This is a genomic window from Streptomyces sp. NPDC054961 (genome assembly GCF_053609145.1).
This window is the reverse complement of the sequence record NZ_JBSGWY010000001.1, coordinates 327,948-340,488: the sequence shown is the minus strand read 5'-3', so window position 1 is coordinate 340,488 and position 12,541 is coordinate 327,948. Positions and strand designations below refer to the sequence as shown.

Genomic DNA, 12,541 nt, shown 5'->3' with positions numbered 1-12,541 from the left:
CTAGTGATGCAGCGTGCGGACGCTCACGCCGGCAAGCCCGGCCGCCGACATCCCGGTTCAGGGCCCCGGCGTGGCGCGCAGTGCGGACGGGCTGGCCAGGGCCAGAGCCGCCGCCCGGCTCGCGGGCCGGCCGAGTGCGGCCCGCAGGGTCTCCCGCAGCAGGACGGCCGCGCGGAAGGCGGCCGTCGAGGCCGCCCCGTTCCGGCGTCCGTAGAGCCGTACGCGGTTGAGGGTGAGCAGGGTCCACAGGCGCGGGGACACCTGCGATTCCCCGCCGAGGTGGACGGCCGAGGCCGCGGGTTCGAGGCGGGTGGCGAAGCCCCGGTCGCCGGCCCGCAGGCAGTACTCGGTCTCCTCCGAATACAGGAAGAACGATTCGTCCCAGGTCCCGCAGGTATCCAGGCACTCCCGGGACAGGGCCATCAGGGCGCCCGTCGCCCAGTCCGCGACCGTCGCCCGCGCGTACGCGGACGGGTCGGTGACCAGCTCGCTCCACAGCGGGAAGCGGCCCGCCCGCCGGTTGCCGATCACCGCTTCGCCCAGGGCCCGCGTCACGCGCGACTCGCGGCGCAGCGAGTACTGCAGCGCCCCGTCCTCCTCGTACAGCAGCGGGACGCTGATCCCGACCCGGCCACCGCCCTCCAGGGGCGAGCCGAGGGCGTCGACGAGGAGTTCTGCGCAGCCCCGACGCATCCGGATGTCCGGGTTGCACACCAGGGCGGCGCGGAAGCCCCCCTCCCAGCCGGCGGCGGCCTCCAGGGCGGCGTTGACCCCGGCCGCGTACCCGGCGTTGCGGCCGGTCTGGACGACGGTCGTGTCCGGGGCGAGCGACCGGATCAGGTCCACGGTGTCGTCGGCGGAATCGTTGTCGGCGACGACGAGGCGCCAGTCGAGCCCCGCCATGCCCTCGGGCAGGGCGGCGAGGAACTCGGGTATCACCCGGGCGCTGTTCCAGGTGACGACGACCACGGCCACGGGACCGGTTACGGGACCGGCTGGGTCCGGCCGGTCCTGCGCGGCCGGCTGACGGGGGACGGATCCATCGAAGGGCAAGGTGACTCCACGGTTCGGGGCTTCGGCGCGGCGCGCCGGATGAAGCCGAGGTAACTGCCTCCGGCGGCGATCGTCAGGAAGAACATCCCGGCGAACATCGGGAAGCTGAGGGCGTCGAAGGTGGCGGCGCTGACCAGGGCGACGAGGGCGGACGCGAAGAACGCCTGCCCGAGCTCCCGGTCGGACTCGTCCGCGGCGAGGCGGCGGATGGCTCCGCCCTGGTGGATCCCCGTCAGGAACAGCGCGAAGAGTGCGACCAGGCCCAGCAGGCCCATCTCGGCCAGGGTCAGCATGTACTGGTTGTCGGTGAAGAAGTAGAGGTCCGGCGTGAAGGTCCCCAGGCCCCGCCCGAACAGCGGACGCTCCTCCACGTAGGGCACGATCGCGCTGTACTTGACGGTACGGGCCTGGGTGCTGCTGTCGGAGTTCGACAGGAAGGACCCGAAGAGGGTCGTGATGGTGCCGATCAGCCCGGGTACGAGGACCTTGAAGACGGCCACCGAGCCCATCAGCAGGCCGAAGGTCGTCCAGCGGCGCTGCGGCTTCCAGCGCGGCACCATCACGAGGACCACGATGAGCGCCCCGATGATGGAGGTCCGCGACACCGTCAGCGGCAGGGCGCCGCCCATCAGGGCCACCGGCGCCCAGCGGCGCCAGCGGCTCAGGTGCGCGCGTACGGGGTCGAAGGCCTGCTGCACGGCGAAGGGCAGCAGCAGGGCGAGCATGCCGCCGAACTCCAGCGGCTGCGCGGTGGTGGAACGCGGCCTGGTGAACGCCCCGCGGTCCAGGGTGGTGATCTGCGCGACGCTGGACTGGAGCCCCGGGATGCTGATCTTCTCGGCGATGTTCGTCGCCGTGAAGAAGTCGTAGTAGCCGATGGCGGCCACCACGGCTCCCATCACCACCGTCCGCCGCAGCAGTACGTCGAGGCGGGCCCGGTCCTGGACGCCGGCCGAGACCAGCACGACCAGCGACACCCAGACGAGCAGCCCGATCAGGCCCCGGTCCGCGCCCAGCACCTCCTTGTGGGTGCTGCCCCGGGAGGCGTTCGCGAGGTAGGAGGCCAGCACGGAGACGGCCAGCAGCCACATCACGAGCCGGGGCAGCCGGGTGCGCGGGGCCGCCCGGATCCGGCCGCTCAGCCAGGTGGCCAGGTACCAGAACAGGGCCAGGAGCGCGAACACGTTGGCGGGGGTGCCCACCCCGCCCAGACCCGGCAGGGTCAGGTTCGAGGGGATGAAGAAGGCCAGCCCCAGATAGCCGGTGAGCAGGGCCGTGGCGTCCAGTTCGCGGGCCCGTGTCCGTCTGCGGACGCGGGGCCCCGTCCGGGCTCCCCCGGCGGCGGCCTCCCGCCTGCGACGGCGGGCCGCCAGCAGGCTCTCCGCCATGAAGGAGGCGGTGAAGCCCGCGACCACGGCGGCGATGACCACGGCCAGCACCTGCTGGTAGCGGGTCTTGAGCTGGGGTTTCGGGGTCTGCGGCAGGACGACGGGAGCCGTCTGGACGAAGTAGGCGGGCTGTACCTTGGCCGCCGTCTGGAGCGCGTTGAGCTGTTCCCCGGCGAAGGCGGTGAGCGTGCTGGTCTCCTTCAGCACCTTCTCCCGGTCGGTGCCCGTGACGGTCAGCGTGAGCATCGGGCCCGAGGTGTTCGCGGCGAAGCCGACCGTATAGGGATCGGTCACCCCGAGCACGTGCAGGTCCCGGGCCGCGTCGGCCCCCGACATGGTCCTGATCAGCACGTCGGCGGTCACGACCAGCGAACCCCCCGCGTTCGCGATGGGGTTGCCGAAGGCGGGGGCCAGTTCGGCCACCGCCGTGGAGTCGAGCAGGGCCACCGAGCTCTGCGACTGGTAGGCCACCGGCACCGACTCGTACAGGTGCAGACCCGAGAGGAGGCCGAGCATCGTCAAGGGTGCCATCACGTACCAGCGGCGCCGCAGCACCGCGCCTATCTCACCGAGGTTCACGAGCGCCCCCCGCGAGCTGCCGGAACCGATGGCCATCCGACCGGCGTCCTGGGAAGATCGATGAATACGGAAGGAATCCTGTGTCGCCTGGTGAGTTGTTCCGCACGCTGCGCCGCCGCTGGTACGTCCTGGTCCTGGCGGCGGGGCTCGCGGCCGCCGGCGCCCTGCAGGTGCTGCGACCCGAGCAGACCTACGTGAGCTCGGCGATCGTGGTGCTCAAGCCTCCGGTGACGGGCAACCAGCCCAACCAGCTCGCCAATCTGCAGCCGCCGCTCGCCGCCGTCTCCTACGCGGCCGTCCAGCAGCTCGAATCCACGGCCGGCCAGGACGAGTTGCGCACCGCCGGGGTGTCGGGCACCTACCGCCTGACCCCCCGCAACAGCGGTACCAGCGTCACCCCCCGCTACCTGATCCCCTCGCTCCAGATCCAGGCGGAGCACACGGATCCCGCCGCGGCCGACCGGTCCGTGCTGAGCATCGTCGAGGCCTACCGCAAACACCTCTCGGACCTGCAGGCCGAGCAGCAGATACCGGCCGCGGCCCGGATGAGCGTGACCCTGCTCGTCCCTCCGGCGGCCGCCCCGCAGATCCCGTCCAAGAGCCGCGGCCTGGCCGGGACGGCGCTGCTGGCCGGGGTCGCCGGAGTGGCCTGCGCGCTGTGGTCGGACCAGCTCCTGGCACGCCTGAACCGGCGCCGGCGCGAGAGCGCCCGCGCGGGGGGCGAGGACCCCGCCGGGGGCCGGGGGGCGATTGGCGGCGGGGGGGGCCGGGCCAACCCGCGCCCGCCGGCGGCCGGCGCCCCCCCCCCCCCCGCGGGCCGGCGGCCGCGCCGCGGGCGGGGGGCGCGCGCCCGCGGGGGCGGCGGGGGGCCCCGGCCCCGCGGCCCCCCCCCCCCCGGGGGGCCCCCCGGGCCGAGGGCGCCCCGCAAACGGGGCGATGGTGCTGGTGGTTCATCGAATCCCTAGCACTAGATTCCCCGGCGCTTCCACGACCGCCACCAGAGCCACTCGCGGCCCCGGTCGGCGACCGCCGAGAGCACCAGCGGCTGGAGGTACGGCATGGCCCGGGACCCGATCCGCCGGCGCCTGCGCAGCGCCCCGTACTCGGCGAGCGAGGTGTAGTCCGGCAGGCACTCGGCGGCGAACGCCTCCAGTTCCTCGACCGGTACCACCCCGGTGCGGCCGCGGTCGTAGGCGCGGTAGGCGCGCCGGAGCGCGTACCGGGCCAGCCGGGTCCGCGCCGCCAGCGACAGCCGTCCGGCTTCCGGGAGGAGACCGGAGCATTTCTCCAGGACCGAGTCGAAGGCCACGAGGCGCTGGCGCAGGTCGTCCAGCTGCCCGCCGAAGTCCGTGGTGGACATGTTGTTGCCGTGCACCCGGTAGAAGGCCTGGTCGGCCCCGCGGACGTAGCCCACGTCGGCATGGGCCGCGAGCCGCATCCACATCTCGATGTCCCCGGCGTGCGGGAGCTCCGGATCGTAGCCCCCGACCTTGCGCTGCAGGCTGGTGCGGACGACCACCTCGGGCGAGGTGATGCACCCGGTGCCCTCCCGGAAGCGCCGCTCCAGCCACCACCGCCCGGGATAGACCACCGATCCGGTGCTGCGGGTACGGGCGGTGGGCAGCGGACCGCCGTGCTGGAACCGCAGCGGCCTGCCGTAGGCGAAGCCGGCCTCCGGGTGGGCGTCGAGCAGGGCCGCGGCGCGCACCAGGGCCCCCGGGACGAGCCGGTCGTCGGCGGACAGCAGGGCCACGTAGTCCCCGTCGGCCCATTCCAGCAGGCCTTCGTTGTAGGTGGCGATGTGGCCCCGGTTGCGTTCGTGGACCCGTACCTCGATGCGTGGATCAGCGGCCGCGAGGGCGCGCGCGACCTCCGCCGAGTCGTCGGGCGAGGCGTCGTCGATGATCAGTACGCGTACGTCGACGCCCTCCTGCTCGTCCAGCACGCTCTTGACGCAGTCGGCCAGGAAGTGGCCGTACTTGTAGCAGGGGATCACCACGCTGACGGTGCTCACTGGCCGGACACCTCCGTCGATCCCTCCGGCGCGAGGCCGGAGGGCACCGTGGTGGTGAACACCGGGCCGACCCAGTAGTTCACGGAGCCGAAGGTGTTGGTGGGGAAGACCGAGGACGCCCCGTACCGGTAGAGGCCGTTGGCGCCGCCGCTGCCGTCGGCCGGGGCGACCAGCGGATAGGAGCGGTGCGCGGCCGTGAAGTAGCCGCCGTCCACCGCGTACTTGCCGTTCGGCGCGTGGTACGAGGCCACGTACGCGGTGTTCGCCGTGATGGCCACCGGGGTGGTGAAGTGCAGCTGCTGCCAGCCGGACAGGGTCTCGCTGCCGAAGGTGCCGGTGGCCAGGAGCGTGCCGTCGGCGGACCACAGGCTGCCGGTGTGGGTGCCGGTGTTCCCGGGGCCCTTGTAGAAGGTGACGCCGGTGATGTAGCCGGCGACCGTGGACTGGAAGCGGGTGCCCAGTTCGACGGAGTTGGTGTCGTCCGCGACGTTGGCGGTGGTCGGCTCGGCGGTGGGGCCCCACAGGGTGCAGGGGCAGTTCACCGCGGGCGGGCTCGCGCTGGTGGTGAAGGTCCAGGTGACGGGCGCCGCCATGGTGTTGCCCCACAGGTCGGCCGTCTGCACCGACGCCGTGTAGGTGGTGTTCAGGGCGAGTTCGGTGGACGGGGTGAAGGTGGCGCTGTTGGCGGAGTCGAGGACCTTGCTGCCCGGGACGGTGGCTCCGCCCGGGTCCTTCACGGTGAACACCAGGGTGTCCGCGTCCACGGCCTCGCTGAAGGTGGCCTTGGCCGTAGCCGTGATGGCGGTGCCGGTCGCCGCGGACTGCGGCGTGGTCGAGGTGACGGTGGGGGGCACGGTGCTCGCGGTGGCGGTGTCCAGGACCGCGTCCACCCAGTAGTTGCTGCCCGAGGACGCGGTGGCCGGGAACCCGCCGGTGGCGCTGTAGCGGTAGACGCCGTTGCCGCCGTCGGTGCCGCTGCGCAGCGCCGTCAGCGGGGCCAGTCCCGCGTCGGAGGCGGCGAAGGTGTTGTCGAAGGAGTACCCGCCGTTGGGGGCGAAGTAGGAGGCGACGTAGGTGGTGTTGGCCTTGACCGGGACCGGTGAGGGGAAGTTCAGCTGCTGCCAGCCGGACGCCGTCTCGTTGGTGAAGGTGCCGGTGGCCAGGCGCTGGCCCGTGCTGCTCCACAAGCTGCCCGTGTGGGTGCCGGTGTTGGCGGGGGACTTGTAGAAGCGGATCCCGGTGATCGATCCGGGAGCCGAGGAGCGGATCTTGACGCCGAGCTCGACGGCGCTGCCGTCACCGGCGTTGACGGTGCCCGGCACGGCCGCGGCGGGCCAGACGGTGCAGGGGCACTGCTGCGGCCCCACGGTGAGCGGCACGGTGGTGGTCGCGCCGATGTTGACGCTGTCGTCGACCGCCCGGACCTTGATCTGTGCGGCGCCGGGGGTGGTCGGGGTCCACTTGTAGCTCCAGGACCCGATGCCCGTGGTGGCCTTCCAGGTGGTGCCGCCGTCGGTGGAGACCTCCACCCGGGCCACCACTCCGCCACCGCTGTCGGCCGAGGTGCCGGTGATGGTCACCGGCCGCAGCGCGGGCACGGTGGCGTTGGCCGCGGGGCTGGTCACGGTGATGGCCGGGCCCGTGGTGTCCGTGGACTGCGCCGCCGCGACCAGGTCGCTCTGCAGGGACTTGGGCTGGACGCCCATGTCGGCGAACACGTTGACCGTCGCCTGCTGCATCCGCTTGTCGGCGGTGACCACCGTGTTGTCGGGGTCGCCCGTGGGCATGTTGGTCAGGCCCCAGGACCACTGGACGGTGCCCGCGCCGAAGACCAGGGCGTGGGAGGTCTGGTCCCGGAAGGCGACCAGGCTGTGGGTGGCCGTTCCGTTCCCGTAGGTGTTCCCGTAGTCGAGCCGGAGCTTGCCGTCGTTGATGTCCACCGTGGTGGACGACAGCTGGATCTGGCCCGGGGGCCGCGCCGCGTCCTCCACGTCGCTGTCCCACTCGTAGCCGAGGGTGCCGACCGGGAAGGTGGCCGTCTGGGAGGGGGTCAGGCTCGCGACGGTCGTGTTGCGCCACATCCGCATCTTGGCGAACGCGCCGGGCACGGTGATCGCGTCGCTGCGGTAGCCGTTGACGCTGAAGAGGGAACCGGTCACCTGGTTCTGCGGCTGGAAGGGCCGCCCGTTCGTGGCGCTGGCCGGGTCCATGAAGGTTCCCGTCCAGGTCCCGCTCGGGTCCGGGACGCCGTTGGGCTGGGGGAAGGAGAGCTTGGTCTCCTTGTAGCAGACCAGCGTCCGGTTGGCCGTGTTGGCGCCGTCGATACTGGGGGCGAGGCGGGTCTTCCAGAAGACCTCGTTCCCGCTGAAGTAGGTCTGGTTGACGCCGGCGCGGCGGGCGTTCAGGGCGTTGGTGAACTGGTCCTGGGTCCAGTACTCGTCGTGCCCGGAGGACATGAAGACCTTGTGGTTCTGCAGCTGGGTCGCGCCTCGGGTCGACATGTCGATTCCGGACATGTAGCTCACGTCGTACCCGTTGCGCTCCAGCCAGGAGATCATCTGGAACTCGGACCCGTAGATCCCGTTCTCGCCGCCGATGTCCATCGGGCGGTTGTAGCTGACCTCGTAGGCCCGGCCGTCCGGCGCGGGCCCCGCGCCGTCGTACAGGTCCTGGCCGCCGTAGTTGTTGTACGCCTGCCAGGTCTGGTCGCTGGTCTGCACGACGATGTCGGAGTGGCTGGAGTCGTTGCGCACGACGAAGGGGTAGGGCATCACCCCGTTGCCGTCCGCCTGGTCGAAGTTGGCGATGTACAGGCCCGATACGGCGTCGAACGGGACCGTCCACGTCGCGGTGACGGGCCAGTTGCCGCAGTCGACCAGCCCGGTGGCGGGTTTGGTGGCGCAGCTCTGCGGGTTGCCGCCCGGCGCGACGTTCGCCGGGCGGACCTGGGCCGCCTGGGCCGCGGTCGACATCAGCCGGGCCCCGTCACCCCCGTAGTGGCCGAGCCGGTAGACCGACACCTTGTACGGGGTCGGCGACTGGATCTTGAACTGCACGGTGTCGCCCGACTGGACGCTCGTCTGGGCGCTGAAGCCCTTGATGTCCCCGTAGGCGCTGGGCGCGAACCACTCGGACATCGGCGTGCCCGTCTTGGAGTTCTCGCACACGATCGCGTTCGTGCCGGAACCGCAGGGGTCCACCGCGACCGCCACCGCCGACGGCGGTAAGACCGAGGCCATCAGAGCGGCGACGGCCGTGAAGAGTCCGTACCGGAGCAGCCTTGTCCGTCTGTTCATCCGTTCCTCCTTGTGCCGCTTCTGCGTCAGAGCAGGGCGTCGGTGAGCGCGTCCACGACCCGCTGCTGTTGGGCGGCGGTGATCTGTGGGAAGAGCGGGAGGGAGAGCATCCGGTCGGCGGCCTGTTCGGCGTGCGGGAACTCCCCTCGTCCGTGGCCGAGGTGGCCGAAGGCAGGGGTGAGGTGCACCGGGGCCGGGTAGTGGACGCCGGCGCCGATGCCCTCCGCGTTGAGCTTGCCCACGAGCGCGTCGCGGTCGGCGTCGCGGACCCGGACGACGTACAGGTGCCAGACGTGGACGTTGCCCCCGGCCGTGGCCGGCGGGGTCAGGCGTCCGGCGGCCACCAGGCCGGCGAGCAGTTCGTCGTAGCGGGCGGCGGCGGCGCGGCGGGCCGCGTTCCCCTCCGCCAGCCGGGCCAGCTTCGCCCGCAGCACCACGGCCTGCAGCCCGTCCAGGCGGCTGTTGAACCCGGCGACGTCGTGCCGGTACTTGGCGACGCCCCCGTGGTTGGCCAGCGCCCGCACCAGGTCGGCGGTCTCCTCGTCATCGGTGACCACCGCGCCCGCGTCACCGTACGCGCCCAGGTTCTTGCCCGGGTAGAAGCTGGTCGCGGCGATGCCGCCGCTGCCGGGGCTGCGCCCGGCGCGGCTGGCGCCCTGGCTCTGCGCGGCGTCCTCGACGACCCTGACGTGCGACGGCAGCCGCGCGGCCAGTTCTCCGGCGTCGGCGCACTGCCCGTACAGGTGTACGGGGACCACCGCGCGCGTGGCCGTGCCGACGGCCTTCAGCGCGGCCTCGGGGTCCATCAGCAGGGTGTCCGGGAGGCAGTCCACCAGCACCGGCCGGGCGCCGATCCGGGCGACGGCCCCGGCGGTGGCGATGAACGTGTTGGCGGGCAGCACCACCTCGTCGCCGACGCCCACCCCGCTGGCCCGCAGGGCCAGTTCCAGGGCGTCGGTGCCGTTGGCCACGCCGACGCAGTGCGCGGTGCCCGCGAAGGCGGCGTACTCCCGCTCGAAGGCGCGGACCTCCTCGCCGCCGATGAAGGCGGTGTCCGCCAGCACGCGGTCGAATCCCGCGCGTATCTCCTCGGCGACCTCGGCGTGGGCCGCCTTCAGGTCGACCAGCGGTATCTGGTTCATCGGGTTGTGCTCCCCATCCGTGTCTCCGGCCTTCGGCCGGTCTCCAGGACCTCGGCCCGCAGCTCCTCGAGCGCCGGGCCCCCCGCCTCGCGCAGCCGGCGGGCCGGGCTTCCGGCCCAGACCTCTCCGGGCGGCACATCGGCCAGGACCGTGCTTCCCATGCCGGTCAGCGACCAGGCGCCGACCGTGGTGTACTCGCGGACCAGTGCTCCCGCGCCCACGTAGGCCCCCCGGCCCAGCCGCACCCCGCCGCCGAGGCGGACCCCGGAGGCGAGGGTCGCGAAGTCCCCGACCCGGTCGTCGTGGGTGAGGACCGCGTGGGGCATGACCGCCACGTGGGACCCCAGCCGGACGGCCGCCGTCAGCACGCAGTGCGCGAGGAGCACCGAGCCCGCGCCGAGCACCGAGGAGCGGGAGACCACCGCCGTGGGATGGACCACGGTGGCGTACCGGCTCTCGGGCAGGCCCAGGCGCCGCACCAGACGGGCCCGTACCGCGTAGTCGCGCGGACTGCCGACGCAGACCACCACGCGGGTGCCGGGACGGCTGTGCACCAGGTCGCAGCCGCCCAGCACCTCCACCCCGTCCAGGTCGCGGCCCTGCAGCGCCGGATCGTCGTCCAGGTGCCCGGCGAGCCGCCACCGCGGGGTGCGGCCGGCCGCCAGGTCGGCGGCGACCGTGTCCCGTACGGCCTGGGCCGCCTCCCGGGCGAATCCGCCGGCGCCCACGATCAGCAGGTCCTCGGTGGCCGGCCCGCTCGTGCGCGTCATCCGCCGACCCGTCCGTCCTGTCCTCCCGCGGCCCGTTCCCGCAGGACGGCCACCACCCGGTCCTGCTGCTCGTGCGTCATCGCGTGGTAGAGCGGAAGGATCAGCGAGTCGCGGCTGATCCGCTCGGTCGCCGGCAGCGCCGCCGCCCCGTGCCCCGCGTACGCCGGCTCCAGGTGCGAGGCCATGATCCCGCGCCGAGCCGAGATCCCGGCCTCGGACAGCACGTCGAGCAGCTCGTCCCGGCCGACCGGGAACTCCTCGGTCAGCAGCACCCAGTACGACTGGAAGTTGCCCTCGCCGTAGGCGGGATCGGCGACCGGCCGCAGGCCCGGGATCCCGGCGAGCCGCCGCGCGTACCGGGCCGCCAGCTCCCGCCGGCGGCTCACGATCTCGTCCAGCTTGCCGAGCTGCACCAGGCCGACCGCGGCCTGGATGTCGGTCATCCGGTAGTTGTAGCCCACTTCGAGGTAGCTCTCCGCGATCGGTTTGCTGCTCGCGTGACGCTGCGCGGCGGACACGTTCATGCCGTGTTCGCGCAACCGGCGCAGCCGCTCGGCCCACTGGGCGTCGTCCGTGGTCACCATGCCGCCCTCGCCGGTGGTGATCACCTTGCGGGGGTGGAAGGACCAGGCGGCCAGCAGCGCGCCCTGGCCGACCGACTTGCCGCCCACGGTGGCCCCGATGCCGCAGGCGGCGTCCTCCACCAGCGGGACGTCCCAGGCGGCGCAGGCCGCGCGCAGGGCGTGCACGTCGGCCGGCACCCCGCCCTGGTGAACGGCGAGCACCGCCCGCGTGCGCGGGGTGCGCACCGCGTCCACCGTGGCCGGCGTCAGGTTCCCGGTGGCTTCCTCCACGTCCGCGAACACGGGGTGCGCCCCCACGTAGCGGACGGCGTTGGCCGTGGCGATGAACGACAGCGAGGGGACGATCACCTCGTCGCCCGGACCGAGCTCCAGCGCGATCAGCGCCAGGTGCAGGGCGGTGGTGCACGAGCTCACGGCGATGCCGTGCTCGGCGCCCACCCGCGCGGCGAAGGCCCGCTCGAACTCCGCGACGCGGGGGCCCTGGGCGACCCAGCCGGAGAGGACCGCGTCGGCGGCGGCCCGCGCCTCCTCCTCGCCGAGCCACGGGACCATGACCGGGATGCGGGCCGGTGCGGCCTGGGCGGGCGCCGCCGGGGTGCTCATCGGCCCGCCCCGGCGCTCTCGCCGCCGGCGGCGGAGGCGGGGGCCGGGGCGGCGGTCCCGTCCGCCGCACGCTCGGCGCGCCACCAGTCCACCAGGTCCCGCAGCCCCGTGGCCAGGTCGATCTCGGCCGTGAAGCCGAGCCGCCCCGTGGCGCCGGAGGTGTCCGCGAGACGCCGGGTCACCCCGTTCACGGCGCGGGCCGGCCCGTGCTCCGGCACCATCCCCCGCGCGTCCATGGCCTCCAGCAGGCCGTTCGCGAGGTCGAGCAAGCTGGTCTCGGAGCCGCTCGCGACGTTGAACACCTCGTCGGTCAGGTCCGATTCGGCGGCCAGCAGGTTGGCCCGCGCGATGTCCCTGACGTGGACGAAGTCCATCGTCTGGGTGCCGTCGCCGAGGATCAGCGGCGGCTCGCCCGCGGCGATCCGCTCCATCCAGCGGATGAGCACCTCGGTGTACAGCCCGTGGATGTCCATCCGGGGGCCGTACACGTTGAAGTAGCGCAGCGCGACGTAGTCCAGCCCGTACATGGAGTGGAAGCTGCGCAGGACGCCCTCGTTGAAGGCCTTCGCGGCTCCGTAGAAGGTGTCGTTGTGGTACGGGTGGTGGCGCTCGGTGGTCGGGAAGGACTCCGCCATTCCGTAGACGGAGGCCGAGGAAGAGGCGATGACCTTGCCCACCCCGGCCGCGGCGGCGGCCTCCAGCACGTTGAAGGTGCCGTCGACCATCACCTCGTTCGCGAGCCGCGGCTCCTCGGCGCACTGGGTGATGCGGATCGCCGCCAGGTGGAAGACCAGGTCGGCGCCCTCGGTCGCCTTGCGCACGGCGGTGACGTCGCGGATGTCGCCCTCGACCAGGTCCACCACGCCGCTCGGCAGCGCGCGGGCCAGATTGGCCGTCCGTCCGCGGACGAAGTTGTCGAGCACCACGATCTCGCGCGCCCCGTTGTCCACCAGCAGGTCCACCAGGTGCGAGCCGATCGTGCCCGCTCCGCCGGTGACCAGAATCCTCTTGCCTCGTACGCTGCTCAACGCCCTGCCCCTACTGAGTCGGTCGTGGTGTTCCCTGCTGCGCCCGTGAACGCGGTGTGCCCGGCCCGGGGCGCGAGGGCCGGC

General features: G+C 72.9%; 9 protein-coding genes. 1 reads left to right on the top strand and 8 read right to left on the bottom strand.

The genetic code is table 11. The features are described 5' to 3' along the window. Nucleotides 1-57 precede the first annotated feature (57 nt). Nucleotides 58-975, bottom strand: a complete 918-nt coding sequence (locus ACWF9Z_RS01445) for a glycosyltransferase (protein ID WP_453596245.1) — start codon at nucleotides 973-975, stop codon at nucleotides 58-60. An 8-nt stretch (nucleotides 976-983) separates the two neighbouring features. Beyond that, nucleotides 984-3,056, bottom strand: coding sequence for an O-antigen ligase family protein (locus tag ACWF9Z_RS01440; RefSeq protein ID WP_453596243.1), 2,073 nt, complete (start codon nucleotides 3,054-3,056; stop codon nucleotides 984-986). 44 nt (nucleotides 3,057-3,100) lie between these two features. Between ACWF9Z_RS01440 and ACWF9Z_RS01435 the strand changes: the two genes are divergently transcribed. Next, nucleotides 3,101-3,985 carry a hypothetical protein gene (locus tag ACWF9Z_RS01435; RefSeq protein WP_453596241.1) on the top strand — a complete coding sequence of 295 codons (885 nt, stop codon included), beginning with the start codon at nucleotides 3,101-3,103 and terminating at the stop codon, nucleotides 3,983-3,985. A 2-nt stretch (nucleotides 3,986-3,987) separates the two neighbouring features. On the opposite strand, the gene ACWF9Z_RS01430 is transcribed toward ACWF9Z_RS01435, so the two are convergent. From ACWF9Z_RS01430 to ACWF9Z_RS01405, 6 genes are read right to left on the bottom strand one after another with little or no spacing between them, the layout of a single operon-like run. Further along, the gene (locus ACWF9Z_RS01430) at nucleotides 3,988-5,034 is read right to left on the bottom strand and encodes a glycosyltransferase family 2 protein (RefSeq protein WP_453596239.1); all 1,047 of its coding nucleotides are present in this window, start codon (nucleotides 5,032-5,034) and stop codon (nucleotides 3,988-3,990) included. After that, a complete protein-coding gene (locus tag ACWF9Z_RS01425) occupies nucleotides 5,031-8,330 on the bottom strand; it encodes a DUF4082 domain-containing protein (RefSeq protein WP_453596237.1) in 3,300 nt (1,099 codons plus the stop codon). Before ACWF9Z_RS01425 ends, ACWF9Z_RS01430 begins: the two co-directional genes overlap by 4 nt. 26 nt (nucleotides 8,331-8,356) lie before the next feature. Next, nucleotides 8,357-9,472 (bottom strand): DegT/DnrJ/EryC1/StrS family aminotransferase, encoded by a 1,116-nt coding sequence (locus tag ACWF9Z_RS01420; protein WP_453596235.1) that lies wholly within the window; start codon nucleotides 9,470-9,472, stop codon nucleotides 8,357-8,359. After that, complete coding sequence (locus ACWF9Z_RS01415; protein ID WP_453596233.1) at nucleotides 9,469-10,242, bottom strand: acetyltransferase; 774 nt, start codon at nucleotides 10,240-10,242, stop codon at nucleotides 9,469-9,471. The genes ACWF9Z_RS01420 and ACWF9Z_RS01415 overlap by 4 nt, the downstream gene beginning before the upstream one ends. After that, the gene (locus tag ACWF9Z_RS01410; protein WP_453596231.1) at nucleotides 10,239-11,429 is read right to left on the bottom strand and encodes a DegT/DnrJ/EryC1/StrS family aminotransferase; all 1,191 of its coding nucleotides are present in this window, start codon (nucleotides 11,427-11,429) and stop codon (nucleotides 10,239-10,241) included. The genes ACWF9Z_RS01415 and ACWF9Z_RS01410 overlap by 4 nt, the downstream gene beginning before the upstream one ends. Further along, complete coding sequence (locus ACWF9Z_RS01405; RefSeq protein WP_453596229.1) at nucleotides 11,426-12,457, bottom strand: NAD-dependent epimerase/dehydratase family protein; 1,032 nt, start codon at nucleotides 12,455-12,457, stop codon at nucleotides 11,426-11,428. The genes ACWF9Z_RS01410 and ACWF9Z_RS01405 overlap by 4 nt, the downstream gene beginning before the upstream one ends. Nucleotides 12,458-12,541: the final 84 nt, after the last annotated feature.